Origin of the sequence: Streptosporangium sp. NPDC050855, assembly GCF_044456585.1 — a bacterium.
In the GTDB taxonomy this organism is placed as follows: domain Bacteria; phylum Actinomycetota; class Actinomycetes; order Streptosporangiales; family Streptosporangiaceae; genus Streptosporangium; species Streptosporangium longisporum.
Map to the genome: position 1 here is coordinate 218,290 of NZ_JBITFY010000004.1, position 24,012 is coordinate 242,301.

Sequence of the window (24,012 nt, forward strand, 5' to 3'; positions counted from 1 at the left end):
CCCACCATCACATTCACCCTTCCTACCACCATGATGCTTCCTTGCCCGAAATGCGAAATAAAACGCGGCTCGAAGCGGATTCCTTGACGATCCCTTGACCGGCCGGCCCTGGAACGGCCCCGGACAGCCCGGGCGAGGGAACGGGACCTCCTACGGGCGGGGCGGCAGCGCCGGGCGCCCGCGGGACGGCCGGGTGGCCCGGTCGGGCGGGGTCGCGGCCGGGCGCTTGTCCAGCGCGGCCAGCGCGAGCCGTACCGCCTCCTCGATCTGCGGGTCCCGTCCGGCCGCCCAGTCGTCCGGCGCGATGTCGACCTCGACGTCGGGGTCCACCCCGTGGTTCTCCACCCCCCAGCCGAGCCCTTCGAACCAGAAGGAGAACCGGGGGACGGTGATGTGCGAGCCGTCGACCAGCCGGTGGGGGTCCTCGATGCCGATCACGCCGCCCCAGGTCCGGGTGCCCACCACCGGGCCGAGCCCGTGGAGCTTGAAGGCCGCGGTGACGATGTCCCCGTCGGAGCCGGCGCTCTGGTCGGTGACCGCGACCAGCGGGCCGCGCGGCGCGTCCTCGGGGTAGGTGATCGGCGCCATGCCCCTGGGCAGGTCCCAGGCGATGACCCGGCGCAGCAGCTTCTCGACGACCAGCTCCGAGGTGTGGCCGCCCCGGTTGGCCCGCAGGTCCACCACCAGGCCCTCGAAGCGCATCTCCCGGCGCATGTCCCGGTGGAACTGCGCCCAGCCCTCGGCGACCATGTCGGGGATGTGCAGGTACCCCAGGCGCCCGCCCCCGAGCTCCCTGACCCGCGACCGGCACCCGGCCACCCAGTGCTGGTAGCGCAGCCGCCGGTCGTCGCGCAGCGGCGTGACCACCACCCGGCGGCCACCGTCCAGGGTCAGCTCGACGGGCTTGTCCGCCGCCCCCACCAGCAGGCGCGCCGGGCCCTGCGGCGGCACCGGACGGCCGTCGACGGCGAGCAGCGCCTCCCCGGGCCGCACCCCCGCCCCGGGAACGGCCAGCGGCGAGCGGGCGTGCACGTCGGAGGACTCGGGCGGCAGCACCCGGTCCACCCGCCAGCGGCCGTCCTCGCCCCTGGACAGGTCGGCGCCGAGCAGCCCGACCGGTTCGGACGCCGGGTGCCCCCACGGGGCGGCGTAGACGTAGGCGTGCGAGCTGCCCAGCTCCCCCATGACCTCCCAGAGCAGGTCGGCGAAGTCGTCGGCGGTGGCGACGCGGTCCACCAGCGGCCGGTACTCCTCCAGCACGCCGTCCCACTCCACGCCTGCCATGTCCTCGACCCAGAAGTCGGCCCGCATCCTGCGGCCCATCTGGGCGTAGGCGTGCCGCCGCAGGGCCTGCGGGTCGGCGGTGATCCGGATCCTGGACAGGTCGACGGTCGTGTCGTCGCCGTTCTTGCCGCCCGGCTTGCCGTCGGCCGGGCGGACCGTGAGCGTGCCCTTGTCGCTGACGACGAGCTGGGTGCCGTCACCGCTCACCCGGTACCAGTCGAGCTTGTCGACGACCTCGTCGCACGTGCGCTTGAGGAGGTCGTAGCGGTCGAGAGCGGGACGGGGCCGCTCGCCCCCCACCTGGTCGCGGTCCTCGCCGAGCTCCCCGGCCAGCGGCTCGCGCAGCCAGGTGAACCCGCCCTTGACCGCCCGCAGGTCCGAGTAGCGGCCCTCGGGCACCGGCACCTGGACGACCCTGCCCCCGATGCCCTCCAGGTCCACGGTGATCGCGGTCTCCTCCTCCTTGCCCTCGTCCTGCCGGGCGGTGGAGGCGGCCCGGCCCTCGGCGCTGGGCGCGAACGGGGAGGGCGTGGTGGCCGACAGCGGCACCAGGTAGGGCCGGTAGCCGAAGGGGAAGGACATGTCGAAGGAGTGCGCGTCGTAGACCGGGTCGAACCCGCGGCGCGACAGGAACGCCAGGTAGTCCCCGGTGAACGCGGGCGAGACGTCCGTGAAGCGCCCGTCGGTGACGTCGGTCACGGTCCGGTCCGCCACCCGGGCCAGCCTGATCCGGCGCAGCTGGGGGCCGTCCGGGTGCGACCAGGCCAGCCAGGCCGAGTCCGGCGACCAGGCGAGGTCGCGGATCTCGCCGTCCGCCCTCGCCAGCTCCACGACCTCCCCGGAGGCCACGTCGACCAGGGACAGCCGGCCGTCCCTGGAGGTCGCCGCGATCGTGTTCCCGTCGGGCGCGACCGCCAGGTCGCCGACCTCGCCCAACCGGCCCACGGCGATCCTGCGGCCCTCGCCGCCCCCGGCCGGGACGATCTCCAGCCCCTGCGTCCCGCCGTCGTCGGCGACCCAGACCACCCGGTCGTCACCCAGGACGCGGGGCAGCGCCGCCGACAGGCCCGAGCTGAGCTGGCGGGCCGGGCCGTCCCGGTGGGTGAGCCAGTGCACGCTCCCCTGGACCTCCACCGCGCTGGCCCGCCCGGTCGCGTCCACCGCGAGGTCGTGCAGCCGCCGGGAGACGTTGACCCGGTAGGGCCGCGGCCCGGACAGCGGGGAGCCGAGCGTGACGTCGAGCCTGCGGGCCTCGGCGTCGAGGCCGTCCAGCAGGTACAGGTCACCGGCGCTCTGGTAGACGATCCTGGTCCCGTCGGTGGCCGGGTGGCGGACGTAGAAGGTCTCGTGGTCGGTGTGACGGCGCAGGCCGCGGCCGTCCGGCTCGCAGGAGTAGAGGTTCCCGACGCCCTCGTGGTCGGAGAGGAAGACCAGCCGCCCGCCGACGAGCATCGGGGAGGCGAGGTGACCGTTCAGCCCGGTCAGGATCCGGGTGAAGTCCCCCTCCCCCCGCCGCACCCACAGGCGGCCCGCCGTGCCGCCCCGGTAGCGCTTCCAGACCGCCGGGTCGCGCGACAGCCCCCCGGTCAGCAGCGCCACCGTGGCCGCGGCGCTCCCCGCGCCGTCCCCCTCTGTGTCGTCCCCCGCGCCGGGACCGCCGGCGTCCCGGGCGATCGACAGGTCGTTGACCGGGCCGTACGGCAGCCGCTCGGCGACTCCCCGCTCATCGAGGCGGTGGGCCCACACGTGCGACGCGAAGGCGCCGCCGGTCGCGCTGATCGCGAGGATCCCGCCGTCCGCGGTCCAGCCCCGGGTGCGCGTCCGCGCGTCCCCCCAGTAGGTCAGCCGCTCGGACGCCCCCGACCCCAGATCGGCCAGGTAGACCTCGGGAGCCCCGTCCCGCACACCGGTCCAGGCGATCCGGTCGCCACCGGGCGAGAGGTAGGGGTGGCTCACCGGGGCCCGGTCCGAGGAGAACCGCCAGGCCCGGCCCCCCTCCACCGGGGCCGTCCAGACGTCGTCGTCGGCGACGAACGTCAGCGTGTCACGGGAGAGGTGGGGGAATCGCAGGTAGAAACCAGAAACCATCGGTGAATCATATTGTCCGGGTTGAAATTAAACAGCGCGATTCCCGGCCGATACGCTGAAACGATGACGCGAGCTGACAGAGACAACCCGGTGGTGCTCTCCAAGATCTACACCCGTACCGGGGACGACGGCACGACCGCGCTCGGTGACATGAGCCGTACCCGCAAGACCGACCCGCGCCTGGCCGCCTACGCGGACGTGGAGGAGGCCAACGCGGCGATCGGCGTGGCCCTGTCCGCGGGCTCCCTGGCCGAGGACGTCACCGCCGTCCTGGTCCGGGTCCAGAACGAGCTGTTCGACGTCGGGGCCGACCTGTGCTCCCCGGTCGTGGAGAACCCCGAGTTCCCGCCGCTGCGCGTCGAGCCCTCCTACGTCGAGTGGCTGGAGGCGCGCTGCGACGAGTTCAACGAGCGCCTCACGCCGCTGCGCAGCTTCATCCTGCCCGGTGGCCCCCCGGCGGTGGCCGCGCTGCACGTGGCCAGGACCGTGGTCCGGCGGGCCGAGCGGGCCGTCTGGTCGGCGCTGGAGGCTCACGACGACGTCAACCCGCTGACCGCCACGTACCTCAACCGGCTCAGCGACCTGATGTTCATTCTCTGCCGCGTGGCGGCCGGGGGCGAGGAGATCCTCTGGAAGCCCGGCGGAACCCGCTGAGGGCGATCCTGGGGCCCGCCACGGCCCGTTCCGGCCCGTCCTGGCCGGAGGGGGCCGCTCAGGCCACGTCGAGGTAGGCGCTGGGCGGGGCGGACTCCAGCCAGGCGACGAAACCCGTCAGGGCCCGGTACCCCATGGCGAGCTCGTAGGCGCTGTCCCCGCTGCGGCACTCGATCGCGGTCACGCCCTCGATGAACCCGTAGAACTCCCCGGGTCCGACCTTGCGACGCCCGGAAACGACAAGGCCGCGCCTCACGATGACGTGGCGCGGCCTTGGCAGCAGACCTATGAGCGGGATCCAGTTCAGGTGCCCGTCGGCGTAGCGGGCCACACCGACCCGCCACCCTCGCTCCCTGGACAGGGAGCGGAGACAACACAGCACCGATCCTCGCGAGCGGGTCAGGACGAGCACCCGTAGTGCCAGCAGGGCTACGAGGGCGACGAGCAACCCCACCACGATGAGTACGTCCGCTATCACCATGTCTGCTCGCCCCCAAGAACCCGTACCGCTAAGAAGCAGAATTTATCCGACTTCTTCCCCGGCCGCGCGCAACCTGGCCCTGGCGCGCTTGGCTCCGGCGGTCGCGTCCTCTTCCTCCTGGCCGGAATCGACCGAGGACTGAGCCCGCTCCAGCGCGCTCTTGGCCCGGGCGACGTCGACCTCGGAGCCGAGCTCGGCCAGCTCCGCCAGGATCGACACCTCGTCGTCGGCCACCGAGAGGAAGCCTCCGTGGACGGCGGCGACCAGATCCGACTCGCCGTCGCCCCGCTTGATCGTCAGCACGCCGCCCTCGACCAGAACGCCGATCACGGGCGCGTGTCTGGGCATGATACCGATCTCGCCGTCGACGGTCTTGGCGATGACCATGTCGGCCTCGCCGGACCAGATCTCCCGTTCCGGCGAGACGACGCCTACTCGCAGCTTCGCCACGTTCTCTCCAGTTCCTTATCGAACCAGGCGCCGGTGCGGCCGAGGCCGCACCGGCGCCGAAGGCGACTAGCGGGCGAGTTCCTTGGCCTTGGCGACGGCCTGGTCGATGCCGCCGACCATGAAGAACGCCTGCTCGGGCAGGTGGTCGTACTCACCGGCGCACAGACCCTTGAACGAGGCGATGGTCTCGTCCAGCGGCACGTTCTCCCCGGGCTGGCCGGTGAACGCCTCGGCGGCGTACATCGGGTGCGACAGGAAGCGCTCGATGCGGCGGGCCCGGTTGACCGTGACCTTGTCCTCCTCGGAGAGCTCGTCGATACCGAGGATCGCGATGATGTCCTGCAGTTCCTTGTACTTCTGCAGGATCCGCTTGGTCTCCTGGGCCACGCGGTAGTGCTCCTCGCCGACGATCAGCGGGTCGAGGATCCGCGAGGTGGAGTCGAGCGGGTCCACCGCGGGGTAGATGCCCTTCTCCGAGATCGGCCGCGAGAGCACGGTCTGCGCGTCGAGGTGCGCGAACGCGTTGTGCGGGGCCGGGTCGGTGATGTCGTCCGCGGGGACGTAGATCGCCTGCATCGAGGTGATCGAGTGACCGCGGGTCGAGGTGATGCGCTCCTGGAGAACACCCATCTCGTCGGCCAGGGTCGGCTGGTAACCCACCGCGGACGGCATGCGGCCGAGCAGGGTGGAGACCTCGGAGCCGGCCTGGGTGAACCGGAAGATGTTGTCGATGAACAGCAGCACGTCCTGCTTCTGCACGTCGCGGAAGTACTCCGCCATCGTGAGCGCGGAGAGCGCGACCCGCAGGCGGGTGCCCGGGGGCTCGTCCATCTGGCCGAAGACCAGGGCGGTGTCCTTGAGGACGTCCGCCTCCTCCATCTCCAGCCACAGGTCGTTGCCCTCACGGGTGCGCTCGCCGACGCCGGCGAACACCGAGGTGCCACCGAAGTTGCGGGCGACCCGGCGGATCATCTCCTGGATCAGGACGGTCTTGCCCACGCCCGCGCCGCCGAACAGGCCGATCTTGCCGCCCTGCACGTACGGGGTGAGCAGGTCGATGACCTTGATGCCGGTGGTCAGCATCTCGGTCCGCGACTCGAGGGTGTCGAAGGAGGGCGAGGGGCGGTGGATGCCCCAGCGCTCGGTGATCTGGAGCGAGGAGGTCTCGACGTCCAGGGACTCGCCCAGGGTGCTCCACACGTGGCCCTTGACGACGTCGCCGACGGGGACCGAGATGGCCGCGCCGGTGTCGGTCACCGGGGCGCCACGGGTGAGGCCGTCGGTGGGCTGCATGGAGATGGCCCGGACGAGGTTGTCACCCAGGTGCTGGGCGACCTCGAGGGTCAGAAGACGGGTCTGCCCCTGAAGGGAGACCTCCACGGTGAGGGCGTTGTAGATCTCGGGCATCGCCTCGACGGGGAACTCCACGTCGACGACGGGACCGGTGACCCGCGCGACGCGTCCCACGCCGGTCTCAACAGTCTGTGCGGTCATTTCACTCTTTCCCCGCTGCGGCGTCAGCCAGCGCGTTCGCGCCACCGACGATCTCGCTGATTTCCTGGGTGATCTCGGCCTGGCGGGCCTGGTTCATCTGCTGGGTGAACACGCGGATGAGCTCGTTGGCGTTGTCCGTCGCCGACTTCATGGCCCGGCGGCGGGCGGCGTGCTCGGAGGCCGCCGACTGGAGCAGCGCGCTGAAGATGCGCGACTCCACGTACCTCGGCAGCAGCGAGTCCAGCACGTCGCCGGCGGTGGGCTCGAACTCGAAGTACGGCAGGGGCGTGTCGGACCTCTCCGTGGTCTCCTCGACCTCCAGGGGAAGGATCCGCTTGACCACGACCTCCTGCGTCAGCATCGAGACGAACTCGGTGGAGACGATGTGGATCTCGTCCGCGCCGTCCTCCGCCGAGAACGTCTGGATCAGCGTCTCGGCGATCCTCTTGGCGTCGGCGTAGGAGGGGTTGTCGGAGAACCCGTCCCAGTGCCCGCCCATCTCGCGGCCACGGAAGGTGTGCCACGTGATGCCCTTGCGGCCCACCACGAACGGCACGGGCGTGACGCCCCTGCCCCTGAGCAGGTTGCCCAGGGCCTCGGCCTCGCGCAGGATGTTGGCGTTGAAACCGCCGGCGAACCCGCGGTCGCTGGTGACGATGAGCACCGCGGCCGTGGTGGCCTGCTCCTTCGCCTGCGTCAGCGGGTGGTCGACGCTGGAGGTGTTGCTGACGACGCCCGTGACGGCGCGGGTGATCTCCCGCTCGTACGGCACGGCCGCCTGCATCCGCTGCTGCGCCTTGATGATGCGCGACGAGGCGATGAGCTCCTGGGCACGCGTGATCTTCGCCGTGGACCTGACCGACTTGATCCGCCTGCGCAGCAGTCTTAGCTGGGCACCCATCGGCTACTTCTTCTCGCCCGTGCGGACCTGCTTGGTGATCTTCTCCTGGCCGACCTCTCGCTCGCCGAGCGCGGCGACCGGCTCGTCGTTGACCAGGTGCTCGCCCGAGGAGGTCTCGAAGCCCTTCTTGAACTCGGTGATGGCGTCCTTGAGGGCCGTCACCGTGTCGTCGGACAGCTCCCGGGTCTCGCGGATGCCGTCGAAGATGCCCTTGTTCTCGCGGCCCAGGTGGTCCAGGAACTCCGCCTCGAAGCGGCGGATGTCCTCGACCGGGACGTCGTCGAGCTCGCCGGTGGTGCCGGCCCAGACCGAGACGACCTGCTTCTCCACCGGGAACGGGCTGTACTGGGCCTGCTTGAGCAGCTCGACCAGACGCTGGCCGCGCTCCAGCTGGGCGCGGGAGGCCGCGTCCAGGTCGGAGGCGAAGGAGGCGAAGGCCTCCAGGTCACGGAACTGCGACAGCGAGAGCCGGAGCGTACCGGCGACCTTGCGCATGGCCTTGACCTGCGCGGAGCCGCCGACCCGGGAGACGGAGACACCGACGTTGATCGCCGGGCGCACACCCGCGTTGAACAGGTCGGTCTCCAGGAAGCACTGGCCGTCGGTGATGGAGATGACGTTGGTGGGGATGAACGCCGAGACGTCGTTGCCCTTGGTCTCGATGATCGGCAGACCGGTCATCGAGCCGCCGCCCATGTCCTTCGACAGCTTCGCGCAGCGCTCCAGCAGGCGGGAGTGTAGGTAGAAGACGTCGCCGGGGAAGGCCTCACGGCCCGGCGGGCGGCGCAGCAGCAGGGAGACGGCGCGGTAGGCGTCGGCCTGCTTGGTCAGGTCGTCGAAGACGATGAGGACGTGCTTGCCCTGGTACATCCAGTGCTGGCCGATGGCCGAACCGGTGTAGGGGGCGAGGTACTTGTAGCCGGCCGGGTCGGAGGCCGGGGCGGCGATGATGGTGGTGTACTCCATGGCGCCCGCCGCCTCGAGGCGGCCCCTGACCTGGGCGATCGTGGAGCCCTTCTGGCCGATGGCGACGTAGACGCACAGGACCTGCTTGTCCGGGTCGCCGGAGAGCCAGTTCTCCCGCTGGTTGAGGATGGTGTCCACGGCCACGGCGGTCTTGCCCGTGCCACGGTCACCGATGATCAGCTGGCGCTGGCCGCGGCCGATCGGCGTCATGGCGTCGATCGCCTTGAGGCCGGTCTGCAGCGGCTCCTTCACCGGCTGGCGCTGGACCACCGAGGGGGCCTGCAGTTCGAGGGCGCGCATGCCCTCGGCCTCGATGGGACCCTTGCCGTCCATGGGCACGCCCAGCGGGTCGACGACCCTGCCGAGGAAGCCGTCGCCGACCGGCACGGACAGGACCTCGCCCGTCCGGCGGACCGACTGGCCCTCCTCGATCTTGCTGAAGTCGCCCAGGACGACGACGCCGATCTCCCTGACGTCCAGGTTCAGCGCCAGGCCACGCGTGCCGTCCTCGAACTCGAGCAGCTCGTTCGCCATCGCCGAGGGAAGGCCGGAGACATGGGCGATGCCGTCGCCGCAGTCGACGACGGTCCCGATCTCCTCGCGCGCGGCACCTTCCGGCTCGTACGCCTGGACGAAGCGCTCAAGTGCGTCCCGGATCTCGTCCGGTCGGATCGTAAGCTCCGCCATCTCTCTTCAGTCTCCCTATTCGCCTAGCCGGCCAACCGGCGGCGGACTTCTTCGATTCGTCCCGCGATGGTGGTGTCGATGAGGTCGTCCCCGATGTGCACCGAGAACCCTCCGAGCACTCGCGGATCCACCTCGACGTTCAGATGAACGTCGCGGCCGTACGAGGCGCGCAGCCAGGTGGCCAGCCGCCTCTTCTGTTCCTCCGAGAGCACGACGGCGCTGCGCACCACCGCGACGAGACGCTGCCGTTGGGCGGCGACCAGCCTGCCGAACTCTTCCAGCCCGACGTCCAGGCTACGTCCTCGCGGATGCAGCACGATCTGGTTCACCAGGCGGAGGGTGGTGGGGGCCACCTTGCCGGCCAGCAGGGAGCCGATCAGCTCCCGCTTGGCCCCCTCGGGCGCGGCCGGCGCGGTCAGGGAGCGGTGCAGTTCCAGGTCCGAGGCGGCGATGCGCCCGAACCGGAACAGCTCGTCCTCGACCTCGTCGAGCCTGCCCTGGGCCTCGGCCTCGGCCGAGGCCGCCACGACTCCGAGACGCTCCAGGGAGTCGGCCAGGTCGGCCGAGCGGGTCCACCGCGCGGACACGGCCGCGACGACCGTCTCCAGCGCGGCTTCGCTGATCTTGCCTTCCAGCAGCACCCGCACGATCTGCGTCTTCTGCGCCGCGGGGCGCGCGGGGTCGGAGAGGCTGCGGCGGAGTCCGTGCTCACGGTCGAACAGGTCGGCGACCGAGAACAGCTCCTCGGCCAGCGTGCCGAGGTCGGCGCTTCCCGCGACCGCGTTGAAGCGCTCCTCGACCTCGGCCAGCGAGGCCCTGCTCAGACCCCTCATCAGCGAACCGCCGCGCTGCTGCTGCTCGACTCGAGCTCCTCGAGGAACCGGTCGACGGTACGGCGCTGACGCGCCTCGTCCTCCAGCGACTCCCCGACGATGCGGCCGGCCAGGTCGATCGAGAGACGGCCGAGCTCGGCGCGGAGCTGGGCGAACGCCTGCTGACGGTCGGCCTCGATCTGCAGGTGCGCGGCCTCGATCAGGCGGCGGGCCTCGGCCTGGGCCTCCTCGCGGAGCTCGGCCTTGATCTGCGCGCCCTGCTCGCGGGCCTCCTCGCGAAGCCGCGAGGCCTCGTGACGGGCTTCGGCGAGCTGTTCCTTGTACTGCTTGAGCAGCGCCTGGGCCTCGGCCTGAGCGTCCTCGGCTCGCTTGATGCCGCCTTCGATCGCGTCGGTCCGCTCGGCCAGGGTCTTCTGGATGCGCGGGGTGAGGATCCGACCGACGACGAAGAGGACGACGAAGAAGGCGAAGCCGCCGACGACAAGCTCGTAGGTGTGCGGGATGAGGGGATTCTGCCCCTCCTCCGCTGCCAGGAGCGAAGCTGCCTGAATCATTTATGCAGCCTTCCGTCAGAGGTTTTCTGCGTTTAGCGACCGAACATGAACGGCGCGACGAGGCCGATGAGGGCCAGCGCCTCGGTGAGGACGAAGCCGAGCAGCATGTTCTGGCGGATCAGGCCGTAGGCCTCGGGCTGGCGGGCGATGGCCTGCACACCCTGACCGAAGATGATGCCGACGCCGATGCCGGGGCCGATCGCGGCGAGGCCGTAACCGATGGAACCGAGGGAGCCGGTGACCTCAGCGAGGATTCCCATGAGTGTGTTTCCTTTACAGGTCGGCCGGTGAAGGGTCACCGGTCTGGATATTCGAGGGAGGTCTGTGCGTCTAGTGGTCGGCGTGGAGCGAGTTGCCGATGTACATCGCGGCGAGCATCGCGAACAGGAACGCCTGCAGGAACTGGATGAACATCTCGAAGCCCGTCATCGCGATCGTCATGATCACGCCGATCACGCCGAGCGGGGCCCCCAGCGGGGTGAGCTTCTCGAAGAGGAACCAGAAGCCGACGAGGCTGAAGAAGGCCAGGATGATGTGACCGGCGAACATGTTGGCGAACAGTCGCACCGCGTGCGTGAAGGGCGCGATGATCAGGTTGGACAGGAACTCGATCGGGGCCAGCAGCACGTAGATCGGCTTGGGCAGCCCCGGCGGGAACATCATGTTCTTGAAGTAGCCGATGGCGCCCTGGTGCTTGATACCAAGGTAGATCTTGAGGAAGTAGACGCTCAGCGCCAGCACGACCGGGAAGGCGATGTGCGAGGCGACCGGGAACTGCAGGCCCGGGATGACGCCCATCAGGTTCCACACCCAGACCATGAAGAACATGCTGAGCAGCAGGCCCATCCACCGGTCGGCGTCCTTGCCGAGGAACGGCCGGGCGACCTGGTCGCGGACGAACATGTAGCCCATCTCGCCGACGTTCTGCACACCCCGCGGCACCAGCTTCGGGCTGCCGAAGGCCGACCAGCAGAAGCCGATGACGAGGACCGTGCTCAGCAGGGCCAGCAGCACCGGCTTCGTGAACCAGGAGACACCGGCGATGATCGGGGCGGCGTCGAAGAGTTCGAGTCCCGGAGGCGTGAACTCGTCCCCGGGAGCGAGGAGCGTCAGCGTGCTCACGCGGCGTTCCCTTCAGCGTGGTAGTTGATCGAAATGGCTTCGTCAGCGAAGCGACCGCCGCCGAAGGCTAGCGACCGTACTTCCGGTAGACCAGGTAGACGGCTAGAGCGACCCCGAGGATCAGCCCGATCGGAGTGAAGGCGACCACGCCTGTCCACTCGGACAGCAACCAGCCCGCACCGCCGTAAAGGATCATCCCGGAGAGGAGATAGCTGGGGATCGACCATGCGGCGCTGGCGAAGTCGCGGCCGTCGTCTTCGGGCCGGATTTTCTTTTCGCTCATCGCGGGCATGACGATAGCAGCCGTGGTGAGGACTAGTCATATCGGGTGGGAGCTGAGGCGCCAGCGAGATCATACGCCTCATCGCGGCCCGCCCTGACCCGGAACGGGGGCCTCCGGGTCGACGTACAGCATCTTGAGCTTCATGAAGCCGCGCATCTCGCCCACCGTCCAGGCGATCGTGCAGACGATGACGGCCCAGCCGAACGCCTTCGGCTCGAACGCGGTGGCGTCCTCGAACGTCTTGAGCAGCGCCATCACGATGATGATCTTCACCGCGTACGTCAGCACCGCGGCGGTCATCATCATCATCGGCGAGACGCGGCCGGCGTAGGAGACCGCGACGATGCCGAGGGCGAAGAAGACGCAGACGACGAGCGCCCCGATCGCGGCGCCGAGCGCCCCCTGGAACCCGGCCAGGAGGGCCGCGACGCCGATCACGACCAGACCCACGAGCACCGTGGGCACCACGGCTCCCTTGAGGAGACGCATGTCGTTGGCCTGCATCGACACTCCCGGTGACTGTTATCAAGCGAGCGATTGCTACCTCGCAGGTCCGGCGCCGCCGGCGACCTGCTAGTGAAAGCTATCACAAGCTCAGGGAAGAGCGCCTTTACCTGCCGTTTCAAGTGAACGATCAAGAGGCGGGCGGAGCCGCCTCACAGGGGCGTCTCAGGGTTTGAGAAGCCCTGGCGGGGAGCGGTGAGTGACAGGTCGGGCAGCACGCCCAGCGGCGCGGTGTCGTCGCCCGCGACCGAGCGCGGACCCGGCGGCCGCGACGGGTAGGGGTGGGGGCGCGCCGGGACCGGCGGCGGCGCCGGCGTCTCCGGGCGGGCGTGCCGTCCCGGGCCGTCGGCGGGCGGGAGCGGCCCGTCGGAGGGCAGGACCGTGAGCGGACCCCGGCCACCGGCCCCGCCCTCCCCGCCGGTGTCGCGGCGGGCGCGCAGGCGCGGCAGGGCCATCATCACCAGGACGCCCACCGCGAGCAGCACGATCACCGGGAACACGATCACCGGGACACCCTCGATGGACAGGCCCACGACCGAGAAGGCGAACAGGAACGTCCACGCGTACATGATCAGGACGCTGCGCCGGTGCGAGTGGCCGAAGTCCAGCAGGCGGTGGTGGAGGTGACCGCGGTCGGGCGCGAACGGCGACAGGCCGTTGGAGGTGCGCCTGACCACCGCCATGATCAGGTCCAGCAGCGGGAGCACCAGGATCGCGACCGGCACCAGCACGGGCAGGATCACCGGGAACTTGTTGATGTCGGTGGAGTCGAGCTGGGTGATGGTGATCATGGTGGAGGCGAGCACCAGGCCGATCAGCATCGCCCCGGTGTCCCCCATGAAGATCTTCGCCGGGTGGAAGTTGTGCGGCAGGAAGCCCAGGCAGACGCCGATGAGCACCGAGGCGATGAGCGCCGTGACGTTGATGCTGGTGGCGCCGAACTCCTTCGACAGCTGCACCGAGTAGGTCCAGGTGGCCATGGCGGCGATACCGATGATCCCCGCGGCCAGCCCGTCCAGCCCGTCGACGAAGTTCACCGCGTTGATGGTGACGACCACGATCAGGATCGTGATGATCGGGCTCAGCATGGAGTCCAGGACGATGATCCCGCCCATCGAGGTGGGGAACGGCAGCCACGGCAGGGTGACCCCGAAGGCGACCAGCACCCCGGCCGCGCCGATCTGCCCGGCGAGCTTGACCAGGGCGTCCATTCCCAGCCAGTCGTCCAGGAAGCCGGTCAGCGTGATCAGCCCCCCCGCGGCGATCAGCGCGATCGCCGTGTTGCCCTGGCCCACGGCCGCCAGGTTGCCCCCGGAGTAGGGCAGCTCGGTGGCGATCAGCAGGCCGGCGACGAGGCCGCCGTACATCGCGAGACCCCCGAGCCGGGGTGTCGGCGTGGTGTGCACGTCACGATCGCGGACCTCGGGCATCGCGCCGATGCGGATGGCGAAGGCGCGCACCAGCGGGACCAGAAGGTACGTCACCGCCGCGGCGACCAATGCCATGAGTAGGTATTCGCGCACAGGACCAGTTTCGCGGATAGTCCGGCCCGCTGTGACCGGAAAACGACACAGAACAGCTCATAGTTCGCTGGGATATATGCGGTGGGCGCTCGTCAGTGCGGCGACGCGCTCCCGGATCTCGCCCACCGCGTCCGGGCTCCGGACGACCTGCGCCACCATCGAGGCCACCTCCTTCATCTCCTCGACGCCCATCCCCTGCGTGGTGACGCAGGGGGTGCCGACCCGGATCCCGGAGGTCACGGTGGGCGGCTCCGGATCGTAGGGGATCGCGTTGCGGTTGAGGGTGATCCCGGCGGCCTGGCAGCGCTCCTCGGCCGTCGCGCCGGAGATCCCGGCGTCGCGCAGGTCGATCAGCGCCAGGTGGCTGTCCGTTCCCCCGGAGACCGGCCGCATGCCCTCGGCGGCCAGCGCGTCGGCCAGCACCCGGGCGTTCGCCACCACCTGCCGCGCGTACCGGGCGAACTCCGGCCGCAATGCCTCGCCGAACGCCACCGCCTTGGCCGCCACCGCGTTCATCAGCGGGCCGCCCTGCACGAACGGGAAGACCGCGCGGTCGATCCTGGGCCCCAGCTCCTCCGTGCACATGATCCCGCCGCCCCTCGGGCCGCGCAGCGCCTTGTGGGTGGTGAAGGTCACCACGTCCGCGTACGGCACGGCCGAGGGCAGGGCGCCACCGGCCATCAGGCCCACGGTGTGCGCGACGTCGGCGAGCAGCCAGGCGCCCACCTCGTCGGCGATCCCCCGGAACGCGGCGAAGTCGATCTCCCGGGGGTAGGCCGTGGCGCCGCATATGATCATCTTGGGCCGGTGGCGCAGCGCCAGCTCCCTGACCTCGTCGTAGTCGATCAGCTCGGTGTCCCGGCGCACGCCGTAGGCCACCACGTCGAACCACCGGCCGGAGAAGTTGACCTTGGACCCGTGGGTGAGGTGGCCCCCGTGCGAGAGCTCCATCGCCAGCGCGGTGTCCCCCGGCCGGAGCAGGGCCGCGTAGGCCGCCAGGTTCGCCGAGGCTCCGGAGTGCGGCTGCACGTTCACGTGCTCGGCGCCGAACAACCGCCTGGCCCGGTCGATCGCGAGCCGCTCGGCCCGGTCGACGACCTCGCACCCGGCGTAGTAGCGCCTGCCGGGGTAGCCCTCGGCGTACTTGTTGGTGAGCGTCGAGCCGAGCGCGGCGAGCACCGCGGGCGAGGTGAAGTTCTCGCTGGCGATCAGCTGGAGGCCCCCGCGGAGCCGGTCGAGCTCGTCGAGGAGCACCTGCGCGATCTCCGGGTCCTCCCGCTGCAGGAGGCCGAAATCCGGCCCGTAGTACGGCTCCGTGCCCATGACTCACATCCCGCATCCCGAAGATGACGACTCCCCCACTGTAAGCCCGGTCACCTCGGATGTCCCAGGTCAGGGGCGCATTGTCCGGGGAAGGCGTGTCGCCGCGCCGTGTGGTGCGGGTGCGTCCGACGGGGATCGGGAGGCGCGGCGGGCACGGGCCTCGAGTCCGCGGCGGGGCGCGGCGCGGGTGCGTCCCGCGTCTACGAGAACGCGTGCGGGGCCCCGGCCCCGGCCGGGATCCACCTCGGCGTGTCGGCCGCCTGGTCGCTGATCGAGGTCAGGATCGCCTGCCGGTACAGCCCCAGGCGGGTACGCCACTCCGTCATGTCCTCGACGTAGCGGCCCGAGACCGGCGCGTCCCAGACGTCCCTGCTCCTGGCGAGCCGGTACGCCTTGTCCAGGCTGGCGGCCAGCCTGTCGAGCTCGGGCAGCACCTGCCTCCACATCATGACCAGCCGCTGGTAGTCGGGGTTGAACTCCCACGACGTGGTGGTGTCCGAGGACGGCAGCCCGCCCCCGGACGAGACCGGCGGGGTCTCCCCCGGCTGCATCGGCTGCGGTGCGGGTGGATCCACGAACATCACAGGCTCCTCACCGTCGCTGACACGCTCCCCGCGCCCTGCTCACCGCTCGTCATCGCCCGCCTCCCGGGGGCGGGACGGGCCGTACCGGATCCGTGGGATCCACGTCGCCCGCCGGGCCGTCGGGCCCCACGTCCATGGGGGCCCAGGCGCCCTCGCCCCAGGTCTCCCCGTCCGGCACCTGGACACCGGGCATCTCCAGGGGCTCGATCCCGCGGGCGTTGTCGGCGAGCGTCCTGAGCGCGTCCGGATCCACCCGGCCCGCCTCCGCCGAGACCACGTCACTACCGTCATCGGCCCACCGAGACGCCGGCCCCTCGCCTCGCGACTCGGGCGCCTCGCCCTGCCGCTCGCCGGGCCTTTCACCCTGGCGCTCGTCCTGGCGCGCGGACGCGTCCTCGCCGGGCATCTCCAGGGGCTCGATCCCGCGGGCGTTGTCGGCGAGCGTCCTGAGCGCGTCCGGATCCACCCGGCCCGCCTCCGCCGAGACCACGTCACTACCGTCATCGGCCCACCGGGACACCGACCCCTCACCCCGCCCCTCGCCCTGCGGCGCGGGCGCCTCGCCGGAGAGCGGATCTCCGACGGAGGGCGTCTGACCGCCCGTCTGCGGCGCCTGGGCGGGCTGCGGGGGCGCCTCTCCCGTGGTCCCCGCCTGACGGACGGCGGCCTCACCGGAGGCCGTACCGGCCGTCTGCACGGCCGCCTCACCGGAGACCGTGCCCGCCGGACGGGGCGCCTCGGCGGGGGCCGTACCGGTGGAGCCGGAGGCGGCCTCGCCGCCCGTGCCCGGGGGCTGGACGGTCTGGTCGGTGACCGGGCCCGCCGTGTCGAGGACGGGATGGTCGGGCCTGGCGGAGTCGAGCGGGGCGTGCGGCTCGACCCAGCCGGGCTGCCCCGCCGTCGCGGAGACGCCCTCGGCGGCGGGCGTGCCCAGCGGCGGTATGTCCTCGATGTTCTTGAGCAGCTCGTCGACCTCGGCCGCCGTGGGCGAGTCCAGCGGGATCTGCAGCACCTTCACCCCGTCGACCTCCACGACCTTCGGCCCGGAATCGCCTCTCTGGTCGATGTCGTCGGGGTGGTCCTTGGCGGGGCCGTCGAGGATCGGGCCACCGGAGGTGCCGCCCTCCTGCCTGGGCGAGCGCTCGTCGCCCTTGGTCCCGGGGGCGTCCTTGGCGTCGGGGTCTTTCGACGGCGCGGTCCCGGTGGAGTCCTCCCCCCGGGGCGTCCGCTCGTTCACGTCGGCGGTCTCCGGCCGCGCGTCGTCGGCCCTGGGCGCCTCGGGCACGAGGTCCTGACGGGGCGCCTCGGGGACCTGCGGGGCCGGGGCGGAGTCCTGCCGGGGCGCCTCGGGGACCTGCGGGGCCGGGGCGGAGTCCTGGCGGGGCGCCTCGGGGGCCTGCGGGGCGGGCGCGGAGTCCTGCCGGGGCGCGGGAGGCGTGGAATCCTGTGGCGGGGCCTCGGGCGCCGGCGCCTGGGGCGCGGCCTCCCGCTCGGGGGCCTGCGGGGGCGGGACGGTGTCGGTGCGGGGGGCCTCGCGGGGTGCCGTGTCGACGGGCTGCCGTCCGTTCTCCCCGCCCTCGCCCGGTCCGGGAACGGCGGGCTTCAGGTCCTCGACCCTGGGCGTCTGCGGCCGGGCGTCGTCGGCCCGGGGCGTCTCCGGAGCCGGCGCCGAGTCCTGCCGGGGCGCCTCGGGGGCCTGCGGGGCCTGTGGGGCCTGCGGGGCCGGGGCGGAGTCCTGCCGGGGCGGCGGGGGCGTGGAATCGCGCTCGGGAGCCTGCGGGGCCGGGACCGTGTCGCGCTCGGGGGGCTGCGGGGCGGGAACCGTGTCGCGCTCGGGGGCCTTGGGGGCGGGCGTCGTGTCGCGCTCGGGGGCCTGCTGACGGGAGTCCTCGCCGCGCGGGGCCTCGGGGCCGGAGTCGGGCCGGACGGTCTCGCGGGGCGTGGGATCGGCGGGCTTGATCGTCTCCTTGGGCGTCGTGTCCCCGCCTCGCGGGGAGGTCTCGTCGCCCTTCGATCCGGTCTCCGGCTTACGGTCGTCCGTGCCCTGCGGCTCCGGCTTCCGCTCGGGGCCCTGCGCCTCGGGTCTCCGGTCTCCCGTCCCCTGTTCCGGCGTCTTGTGTTCCGGCGTCCTCCGGTCGTCCGCCCCCGGCTCCGACGGCTTCTCCGAGCCACCGCGCGGGGAGGTCTCGTCGGCCTTCGAGCCGGTCTGGGGCTTGGCCTCCTCCGCCCCGGACCTGGGCTCGCCGCCCTTCGCGTCCCGGGGGGAGTCGGAGCCGGTGCCGGACTCGGGGCGGCCCTTGGGGTCGTCGCTCCGCGTGTTCCCGGCCGACTGGTCGCCGACGCGCGGCCCGTCCCCGGACTCCTTGGGCGTCCGCGTCCCGTCGTCCCTGCCGGAGGTCTCCGCCTTGGAGGTCCCCGGCGCGGAGGCGTCCCCCTTGGGGGTGCCGGTCCCGTCGCCCTCTGCCTCTCCCTGGGAGTCCGTCCCGGGCTTCGCGGCGTCCTTCTGGGACCCGGCCTCGGCCTTGGCGTCCCCGGCCTTCGGCTCGGTGGACGGCGCCGCGGTGTTCTGGCTGATCCTCTTCTCCAGCAGCGCCACGCGGGCGGAGACGTCGCGGACCATCACGTCGCACGCCTCGGCGATCTGCACGGGCCTGTGGGCCGACTGCGAGGACAGCCCCGCCCCGCTCATCAGCCGGGTCACCCTGCCCTCGGCGTCGCGCATCTGCTCGGCCGCCTGCTTCACCTCGGACAGCAGATCGCGGACCAGCTTGGGGTCCATTCCTTCGAACTTGCCCATGCACGTCTCCCGGAAGTGTCGGCCCATTTCAAGGTACCGGGGAGACCGCCTCGCGTCACGATGATAATCAGACGGCATGGATCACGGCATATGGCCCGTGCGCTGGTCAGCCGGTGGGCTCCGGACCGGCGTCCGTCGCCACGTAGCCGATCACGCCGCGCAGCCTCTCCACCGGGAGCGCACCGCGGCGCAGCAGCCTGGGAACCGCCGTGGTCAGGTCGAGGATCGTCGAGGGGACGTCGCTGTCGCACCGCCCGGCGTCGAGGTACACCGAGACCGACTCGCCGAGCTGCTTCTCCGCGTCGTCGGCGTCGACGGCCGGGGGCGCGCCGGAGCGGTTGGCGCTGGAGACGGCCAGCGGGCCGGTCTCCTTGAGCAGGTCGATGGCGACCGGGTGCTGCGGCATCCGGACGGCGACGGTGCCCTTGGCGTCGCCGAGGTCCCACGACAGCGACCGGTTCACCCGGCAGATCAGCGTGAGCGGGCCCGGCCAGAAGGCGTCGACGAGATCCTGGCCGTACGGGCCGAGGTTCTCCACCAGGGCGTTCGCGGCGCGGACCGTGCCGACCAGCACGGGCACCGGCATGTCGCGGCCGCGGCCCTTGGCCTCCAGCAGCGCGGAGACCGCGGCGGGCGTGAAGGCGTCGGCGCCGATGCCGTAGACGGTGTCGGTCGGCAGCACCACGAGCTCGCCGCGGCGCAGCGCGGACGCGGCCTCGGTCAGGCCCGCGGCTCGCTGCTCGGTGTCGGTGCAGTCATAACGTCGGCTCACGGCGTGCATCCTATTCCTGGCCGAATCGAGCGGTCACGAAGCGGTCCCTGCGGGTCAGGTCCTGGCGGCTGCGCACGTCGCGCCAGCCGTTCTCCTCGGAGAAGATCAGATAGACCGGGGTGCCCTGCTGGTCGGCGTGTTCCACGGCGACGAACCCGCCGGGACGCAGCAGCCTTCTCGCGGTCCTCTCGACCGCCCTGACCTCGTCGAGGCCGTCGCTGCCCGACCCGTACAGCGCGCGGCGCGGATCGTAGTCACGGACCTCGGGGTCGCGGGGGACCGCGCCGGGCGGGATGTAGGGCGGGTTGGAGACCACCAGGTCGACCTGGCCGTTCAGCTCGTCCAGGGCGTCGGTGAGGTCCTCGGGGTGCAGGTGGACGCGGCCCTGGCCGTGCTCGATGATGTTGCGCTTGGCCCAGCCGTAGGCGTCGGGATCGACCTCGACCGCGTGCACGGTGGCCAGCGCGACCTCCTGGGCGATGGACAGCGCGATGGCGCCCGACCCGGTGCCGAGGTCGACGACCACGGGCGAGGCGACGTCCATCTCGCGCAGCCGGTCGATGGCCCAGCCCGCCATGACCTCGGTCTCCGGGCGCGGCACGAACACGCCGGGCCCGACCTCCAGGGACAGGTAGCGGAAGTAGGCCCGTCCGGTGATGTGCTGCAACGGCTCGCGCGACTCCCTGCGGGCGACCCCCTCCCAGAACAGGGCGTCGAAGTCGGAGTCCTTGACGGTGTGCAGCTCGCTGCGCCGTACGCCGTGCACACACGCGGCGATCTCCTCGGCGTCGGTGCGCGGCGACGGCACACCTGCCTCGGCGAGCCGGGCGGTGGCGAGGGCGATCTCGTCCAGCAGAAAGGTCATGGGCGCGTTCTATGAATGGGCGGCGAGCTTCTCCGCCATCTCGGCGTCGAGCAGGGACTGGATGACGGCCGTGAGGTCTCCGTCGAGCACCTGGTCGAGGTTGTAGGCCTTGAAGCCGACACGGTGGTCGGAGATCCGGTTCTCGGGGTAGTTGTAGGTGCGGATGCGCTCGGATCGGTCGACCGTGCGGATCTGGGACTTGCGCTCGGCCATGGCGGCGGCGTTGGCCTCCTCCTCGGCGATGGCCTGCAGGCGGGCCCGCAGGATGCGCATGGCCGACTCCTTGTTCTGGAGCTGGCTCTTCTCGTTCTGGCAGGAGGCGACGACGCCGGTCGGGACGTGCGTGATCCGCACGGCCGAGTCGGTGGTGTTGACGCTCTGCCCGCCCGGGCCGCTGGAGCGGTAGACGTCGATGCGCAGGTCGTTCGGGTCGATCTGGACGTCGACGTCCTCGACCTCGGGGTAGACGAGCACGCCCGCGGCGCTGGTGTGGATGCGCCCCTGCGACTCGGTGACCGGCACTCGCTGGACGCGGTGCACGCCGCCCTCGAACTTCAGCCGCGACCAGACGCCCTCGTCGCCCCTGGCCTTCAGGGCGATCGTGACGTCCTTGTAGCCGCCGAGGTCGGAATGGGTGGCGTCGATCAGCTCGGTCTTCCAGCCGACCCGCTCGGCGTAGCGCAGGTACATCCGCAGCAGGTCCCCGGCGAACAGGGCCGACTCCTCGCCGCCCTCGCCCGCCTTGATCTCCATGATGATGTCCTTGTCATCGTTGGGATCGCGGGGCACGAGCAGGTGGCGGAGCCGCTCCTCCAGCTCGGGGATCCGGGCCTCGAGCTCCTTGGCCTCCTGGGCGAACGCCTCGTCCTCGGCTCCCAGCTCCTTCGCCGTGCCGAGGTCGGACCGCACGCCCTCCAGCTCCCGGTAGGCGCCGATGATCGGGGTCAGCTCGGCGTAGCGCCGGCCGAAGGTACGCGCCTGCTTCTGGTCGGCGTGCACGGAGGGGTCGGCGAGCTTGAGTTCCAGCTCGGCGTACTCACTGAGCAGCTCGTCGAGATTCACCGTGCGTCCTTCCTTGAAAGCCCTTTTGTGCCTGCCTCATCACCACGAACGCCGACCCGGGCCCCCATGCGGGGGCCGTCGGGCCGGCGTCGGGATGAGTGCTACTGGCCCGAGGGCTTCTTGCCGAAGCGCTTCTCGAAGCGCGCCACCCGGCCGCCGGTGTCCAGGATCTTCTGCTTGCCCGTGTAGAACGGGTGGCAGGCGGAGCACACGTCGGCGTGGATCACGCCGTTCTTGGCCGTGCTACGGGTGGTGAAGGAGTTACCGCAGGTACACGTCACCTGGGTGGCGTTGTACTCCGGGTGGATGTCGGGCTTCATGTCGTCTTTCCTCTCCAAAACGCGGTCGCCGGGTCGCCACTGTCTCTCGCCTGTGAGGCTTGCGCGCTCGGCACACGGGGTGCGCGCGGGCGGGAACCGGAACCGCTACGGTTCGGCTACCAGTGTGCCAGATCCTCCAACCATCCCAGGCCACAAGACATTCCCCGCCCCCGCTCACCTGGAGCTCCCGGTCTCCCGCGGGATCCGGGCGTCATCGTCCCAGGTAGGCCAGCACGGCCAGGACGCGCCGGTGGTCGTCGGTGGCGGGCTCCAGGCCGAGTTTTCCGAAGATGCTGGAGATGTGCTTCTCCACGGCGCCCTCGGTGACCGTCAGCCGCGCGGCCACCGCCGCGTTCGAGCGGCCCTCGGCCATCAGGGCCAGGACCTCGCCCTCCCTGGCGGTCAGCGACTCCAGCGGATCGCCCCTGCGCCGGCCGCTCAGCAGCTGCCCGATCACCTCGGGATCGATCACCGTCCCTCCGGCCGCCACCCGGCGTACCGCGTCGAGGAACTCGGCCACGTCCGCGATCCGCTCCTTGAGCAGGTAGCCGACCGCCGCGGCGCCACCGCCGATCAGCTCGGTGGCGTACTGCTCCTCGACGTACTGCGACAGGACGAGGATCGGCAGGCCGGGCCGGGCCGACCTGGCCGTGAGCGCGGCGCGCAACCCCTCGTCGGTGTGGGTCGGCGGCATCCGCACGTCCACGACCGCCAGGTCCGGATCGTGTTCGGCGACCGCCGTGACCAGGCCGGGACCGTCCCCGGCCACCCCGACGGTCTCGATGCCCCCGTCCGCCAGCAGCCTGGCCAGCCCCTCGCGCAACAGCACCGAGTCCTCGGCGATCACCACCCGCACGTGTCCGGATCCTCACCACTCGCAGGGCAGCTCGGCCCTGATCATCGTCGGGCCGCCGAGGGGGCTGTCGACGCTCAGGGTGCCGTCGATGGTGGCCGCCCGGTCGGCCAGCCCCGACAGGCCGCCCCCGGGCCTGGGCACCGCGGCACCGACCCCGTTGTCGTAGACCTCGACGATCACCCGCTGCCCCCGGCGGCTGACCCGGACGAACGCCTCGGTCGCCTCGGCGTGCCTGGCCAGGTTGGTCAGGCACTCGGCGACCACGAAGTAGGCGATGCTCTCCACCGCCGGCGGGGGACGGTGGGAGACCTCCACCGACAGGTCCACCCGTACGGGGGCACGGGCGGCCAGCGACGACAGGGCGGCGTTCAGGCCCCGGTCGGTGAGGATCGCCGGGTGGATGCCCCGGGCGAGGTCGCGCAGTTCGGCGATCGCGGCCTTGGTGCCCCGGTGGGCCTGGGCCAGGAGCTCCCTGGCCTCCTGCGGGGCGGTGTCCAGCTTGGCCTGGGCCCTGCCCAGGTCCATCGCCACCGACAGCAGCCGCTGCTGGGCGCCGTCGTGCAGGTCACGCTCGATCCGGCGCCGCTCGGCCTCGGCCGCGTCCACCCCGCGCGCCCGGCTGGCCCGCAGGTGCGCGGCGCGGGCGGCCAGCCGGCTCTTCTCGCTCGCGCCCAGCAGGGCGACCCCGAGCAGGCCGTGCAGCCAGGCCATCCCCCGGGTCGCGTACAGGGCGACCGGCACCAGGGCCAGCCCGGCCAGCGTGCACAGCAGCGCCTCCGGCACGGTGTCGAGCACCAGCCCGCCGACGGGGTTCATCGGCTCCCCGGCCAGCATCGACGGCAGCGGCGCGAGGGTCAGGGCCAGCCCGAGGGTCCACAGGACCACCGAGACGGTGAACTCCGCGATCCCGATCGGCAGCAGCAACAGCAGGTAGAGCAGGTCCTTCCAGGTCGCCGGGTCGACGAACATGTCCTTCCAGCGCAAGAACAGGTTGTCGCCCTCGGAGGGCCGGTAGGGGTCGGGGATGTCGACGCCGAGGGCCGTCCGCAGGAGCCTGCGCTCCAGCATCGCCGCCCCGCGCCAGGCCAGCATGGTCAGGGCGAGCAGCGGCAGGCCGACCCAGACGATCACCAGGACCAGCGAGATCGGGACCGTCCCCGCCAGGAACGCGAAGCAGGCCAGGCCGTAGAACATGCTCCCCAGCAGGTACGGCACGGCCCGCCAGGTCGTCGGGTCGAGCAGCACGCCGACGGGGCCGTCCGGCCCGAGCGGCACGCGCCGCCGGAGCGGTGTCCCGGCCACGGTCGTGCCCGCCACCGTCTCGGCCGTCATGCGCCTCCCCGCCCTGTTCCCGCCCGCCGCCGCGGGCCGTCCGGTCACGGGCGTGGCGCCCGCGTGGACCCTGATCGCCGACCGATCGCCGACCGATCGCCGACCGATCGCCGGCTGATCGCCGGCCGTGCCCGCGGGCCGTGATCGCGCCCGCGCCCTCCGCGCGCTCCGGACGGGGACGGCTCATCCGGTACGGGGCGCGCGGTACGAGAATCCGTCCCCAGAAGTAGGGATATCCCGAAGCGCGGGGCCGGGCAAGGGCTTTGGAGACGCCGAA

At 71.6% G+C, this 24,012-nt stretch carries 23 protein-coding genes; 1 reads left to right on the plus strand and 22 read right to left on the minus strand.

Annotated features, from left to right (window positions below; all coding sequences use genetic code 11):
* Nucleotides 1-150: 150 nt before the first annotated feature.
* The gene (locus tag ACIBCT_RS11780; protein WP_399187470.1) at nucleotides 151-3,372 is read right to left on the minus strand and encodes a S41 family peptidase; all 3,222 of its coding nucleotides are present in this window, start codon (nucleotides 3,370-3,372) and stop codon (nucleotides 151-153) included.
* 63 nt (nucleotides 3,373-3,435) lie between these two features.
* On the opposite strand from ACIBCT_RS11780, the gene ACIBCT_RS11785 reads away from it, so the two are divergent.
* On the plus strand, nucleotides 3,436-4,026 hold the full coding sequence (locus ACIBCT_RS11785) for a cob(I)yrinic acid a,c-diamide adenosyltransferase (RefSeq protein WP_399187472.1): 591 nt from the start codon (nucleotides 3,436-3,438) through the stop codon (nucleotides 4,024-4,026).
* A 58-nt stretch (nucleotides 4,027-4,084) separates the two neighbouring features.
* Here ACIBCT_RS11785 and ACIBCT_RS11790 read toward each other — a convergent pair whose 3' ends face one another.
* The 21 genes from ACIBCT_RS11790 to ACIBCT_RS11890 form a co-directional block, all read right to left on the minus strand.
* Nucleotides 4,085-4,507 carry a DUF2550 domain-containing protein gene (locus ACIBCT_RS11790; RefSeq protein ID WP_399187474.1) on the minus strand — a complete coding sequence of 141 codons (423 nt, stop codon included), beginning with the start codon at nucleotides 4,505-4,507 and terminating at the stop codon, nucleotides 4,085-4,087.
* Nucleotides 4,508-4,549: 42 nt separating this feature from the next.
* A complete protein-coding gene (locus ACIBCT_RS11795; RefSeq protein WP_399187476.1) occupies nucleotides 4,550-4,957 on the minus strand; it encodes a F0F1 ATP synthase subunit epsilon in 408 nt (135 codons plus the stop codon).
* Nucleotides 4,958-5,023: 66 nt separating this feature from the next.
* Nucleotides 5,024-6,451: a F0F1 ATP synthase subunit beta gene (gene atpD / locus ACIBCT_RS11800; RefSeq protein ID WP_399187478.1), complete on the minus strand. Its 1,428-nt coding sequence runs from the start codon at nucleotides 6,449-6,451 to the stop codon at nucleotides 5,024-5,026.
* A gap of 1 nt (nucleotide 6,452) precedes the next feature.
* The gene (locus ACIBCT_RS11805) at nucleotides 6,453-7,352 is read right to left on the minus strand and encodes a F0F1 ATP synthase subunit gamma (protein ID WP_399187480.1); all 900 of its coding nucleotides are present in this window, start codon (nucleotides 7,350-7,352) and stop codon (nucleotides 6,453-6,455) included.
* A 3-nt stretch (nucleotides 7,353-7,355) separates the two neighbouring features.
* A complete protein-coding gene (atpA, locus tag ACIBCT_RS11810; RefSeq protein ID WP_399187482.1) occupies nucleotides 7,356-9,005 on the minus strand; it encodes a F0F1 ATP synthase subunit alpha in 1,650 nt (549 codons plus the stop codon).
* Nucleotides 9,006-9,028: 23 nt separating this feature from the next.
* On the minus strand, nucleotides 9,029-9,838 hold the full coding sequence (locus ACIBCT_RS11815) for a F0F1 ATP synthase subunit delta (protein WP_399187484.1): 810 nt from the start codon (nucleotides 9,836-9,838) through the stop codon (nucleotides 9,029-9,031).
* A complete protein-coding gene (locus tag ACIBCT_RS11820; RefSeq protein WP_399187486.1) occupies nucleotides 9,838-10,392 on the minus strand; it encodes a F0F1 ATP synthase subunit B in 555 nt (184 codons plus the stop codon). Before ACIBCT_RS11820 ends, ACIBCT_RS11815 begins: the two co-directional genes overlap by 1 nt.
* 32 nt (nucleotides 10,393-10,424) lie before the next feature.
* Complete coding sequence (atpE, locus tag ACIBCT_RS11825) at nucleotides 10,425-10,652, minus strand: ATP synthase F0 subunit C (protein ID WP_068921643.1); 228 nt, start codon at nucleotides 10,650-10,652, stop codon at nucleotides 10,425-10,427.
* Nucleotides 10,653-10,722: 70 nt separating this feature from the next.
* A complete protein-coding gene (gene atpB / locus ACIBCT_RS11830; protein ID WP_399187488.1) occupies nucleotides 10,723-11,514 on the minus strand; it encodes a F0F1 ATP synthase subunit A in 792 nt (263 codons plus the stop codon).
* A 67-nt stretch (nucleotides 11,515-11,581) separates the two neighbouring features.
* Nucleotides 11,582-11,797 (minus strand): AtpZ/AtpI family protein, encoded by a 216-nt coding sequence (locus ACIBCT_RS11835; protein WP_344888631.1) that lies wholly within the window; start codon nucleotides 11,795-11,797, stop codon nucleotides 11,582-11,584.
* Between the two features lie 78 nt (nucleotides 11,798-11,875).
* Complete coding sequence (locus ACIBCT_RS11840) at nucleotides 11,876-12,301, minus strand: hypothetical protein (protein ID WP_399187490.1); 426 nt, start codon at nucleotides 12,299-12,301, stop codon at nucleotides 11,876-11,878.
* A gap of 152 nt (nucleotides 12,302-12,453) precedes the next feature.
* Nucleotides 12,454-13,824: a glycosyltransferase family 4 protein gene (locus ACIBCT_RS11845; RefSeq protein ID WP_399187492.1), complete on the minus strand. Its 1,371-nt coding sequence runs from the start codon at nucleotides 13,822-13,824 to the stop codon at nucleotides 12,454-12,456.
* A 57-nt stretch (nucleotides 13,825-13,881) separates the two neighbouring features.
* The gene (gene glyA / locus ACIBCT_RS11850; protein ID WP_399187494.1) at nucleotides 13,882-15,147 is read right to left on the minus strand and encodes a serine hydroxymethyltransferase; all 1,266 of its coding nucleotides are present in this window, start codon (nucleotides 15,145-15,147) and stop codon (nucleotides 13,882-13,884) included.
* A 200-nt stretch (nucleotides 15,148-15,347) separates the two neighbouring features.
* The gene (locus ACIBCT_RS11855; protein WP_344888643.1) at nucleotides 15,348-15,728 is read right to left on the minus strand and encodes a hypothetical protein; all 381 of its coding nucleotides are present in this window, start codon (nucleotides 15,726-15,728) and stop codon (nucleotides 15,348-15,350) included.
* 52 nt (nucleotides 15,729-15,780) lie between these two features.
* On the minus strand, nucleotides 15,781-18,528 hold the full coding sequence (locus ACIBCT_RS11860; RefSeq protein ID WP_399187496.1) for a hypothetical protein: 2,748 nt from the start codon (nucleotides 18,526-18,528) through the stop codon (nucleotides 15,781-15,783).
* Between the two features lie 106 nt (nucleotides 18,529-18,634).
* A complete protein-coding gene (locus ACIBCT_RS11865) occupies nucleotides 18,635-19,300 on the minus strand; it encodes an L-threonylcarbamoyladenylate synthase (RefSeq protein WP_399187498.1) in 666 nt (221 codons plus the stop codon).
* Nucleotides 19,301-19,310: 10 nt separating this feature from the next.
* Nucleotides 19,311-20,165, minus strand: a complete 855-nt coding sequence (gene prmC, locus ACIBCT_RS11870) for a peptide chain release factor N(5)-glutamine methyltransferase (protein ID WP_399187500.1) — start codon at nucleotides 20,163-20,165, stop codon at nucleotides 19,311-19,313.
* Nucleotides 20,166-20,174: 9 nt separating this feature from the next.
* Nucleotides 20,175-21,227, minus strand: coding sequence for a peptide chain release factor 1 (gene prfA, locus ACIBCT_RS11875; RefSeq protein WP_399187502.1), 1,053 nt, complete (start codon nucleotides 21,225-21,227; stop codon nucleotides 20,175-20,177).
* Nucleotides 21,228-21,328: 101 nt separating this feature from the next.
* Entirely contained in the window at nucleotides 21,329-21,547 is a 219-nt protein-coding gene (gene rpmE, locus ACIBCT_RS11880) for a 50S ribosomal protein L31 (RefSeq protein WP_399187504.1), read from the minus strand.
* 211 nt (nucleotides 21,548-21,758) lie between these two features.
* Entirely contained in the window at nucleotides 21,759-22,403 is a 645-nt protein-coding gene (locus ACIBCT_RS11885; protein WP_399187506.1) for a response regulator, read from the minus strand.
* A gap of 12 nt (nucleotides 22,404-22,415) precedes the next feature.
* Nucleotides 22,416-23,735, minus strand: coding sequence for a sensor histidine kinase (locus ACIBCT_RS11890; protein ID WP_399187508.1), 1,320 nt, complete (start codon nucleotides 23,733-23,735; stop codon nucleotides 22,416-22,418).
* Between the last annotated feature and the right edge of the window lie 277 nt (nucleotides 23,736-24,012).

What these genes read in the sequence shown, in the direction of transcription:
- ACIBCT_RS11840 (WP_399187490.1), bottom strand. Translation starts at nt 12,301, where the DNA reads ATGCAGGCCAACGACATGCGTCTCCTCAAGGGAGCCGTGGTGCCCACG.
- rpmE (WP_399187504.1), bottom strand. Translation starts at nt 21,547, where the DNA reads ATGAAGCCCGACATCCACCCGGAGTACAACGCCACCCAGGTGACGTGT.
- prmC (WP_399187500.1), bottom strand. Translation starts at nt 20,165, where the DNA reads ATGACCTTTCTGCTGGACGAGATCGCCCTCGCCACCGCCCGGCTCGCC.
- atpE (WP_068921643.1), bottom strand. Translation starts at nt 10,652, where the DNA reads ATGGGAATCCTCGCTGAGGTCACCGGCTCCCTCGGTTCCATCGGTTAC.
- ACIBCT_RS11780 (WP_399187470.1), bottom strand. Translation starts at nt 3,372, where the DNA reads ATGGTTTCTGGTTTCTACCTGCGATTCCCCCACCTCTCCCGTGACACG.
- glyA (WP_399187494.1), bottom strand. Translation starts at nt 15,147, where the DNA reads ATGGGCACGGAGCCGTACTACGGGCCGGATTTCGGCCTCCTGCAGCGG.
- ACIBCT_RS11805 (WP_399187480.1), bottom strand. Translation starts at nt 7,352, where the DNA reads ATGGGTGCCCAGCTAAGACTGCTGCGCAGGCGGATCAAGTCGGTCAGG.
- ACIBCT_RS11855 (WP_344888643.1), bottom strand. Translation starts at nt 15,728, where the DNA reads ATGTTCGTGGATCCACCCGCACCGCAGCCGATGCAGCCGGGGGAGACC.
- ACIBCT_RS11785 (WP_399187472.1), top strand. Translation starts at nt 3,436, where the DNA reads ATGACGCGAGCTGACAGAGACAACCCGGTGGTGCTCTCCAAGATCTAC.
- ACIBCT_RS11860 (WP_399187496.1), bottom strand. Translation starts at nt 18,528, where the DNA reads ATGGGCAAGTTCGAAGGAATGGACCCCAAGCTGGTCCGCGATCTGCTG.
- atpD (WP_399187478.1), bottom strand. Translation starts at nt 6,451, where the DNA reads ATGACCGCACAGACTGTTGAGACCGGCGTGGGACGCGTCGCGCGGGTC.
- atpA (WP_399187482.1), bottom strand. Translation starts at nt 9,005, where the DNA reads ATGGCGGAGCTTACGATCCGACCGGACGAGATCCGGGACGCACTTGAG.
- ACIBCT_RS11835 (WP_344888631.1), bottom strand. Translation starts at nt 11,797, where the DNA reads ATGAGCGAAAAGAAAATCCGGCCCGAAGACGACGGCCGCGACTTCGCC.
- ACIBCT_RS11890 (WP_399187508.1), bottom strand. Translation starts at nt 23,735, where the DNA reads ATGACGGCCGAGACGGTGGCGGGCACGACCGTGGCCGGGACACCGCTC.
- ACIBCT_RS11815 (WP_399187484.1), bottom strand. Translation starts at nt 9,838, where the DNA reads ATGAGGGGTCTGAGCAGGGCCTCGCTGGCCGAGGTCGAGGAGCGCTTC.
- ACIBCT_RS11820 (WP_399187486.1), bottom strand. Translation starts at nt 10,392, where the DNA reads ATGATTCAGGCAGCTTCGCTCCTGGCAGCGGAGGAGGGGCAGAATCCC.
- ACIBCT_RS11790 (WP_399187474.1), bottom strand. Translation starts at nt 4,507, where the DNA reads ATGGTGATAGCGGACGTACTCATCGTGGTGGGGTTGCTCGTCGCCCTC.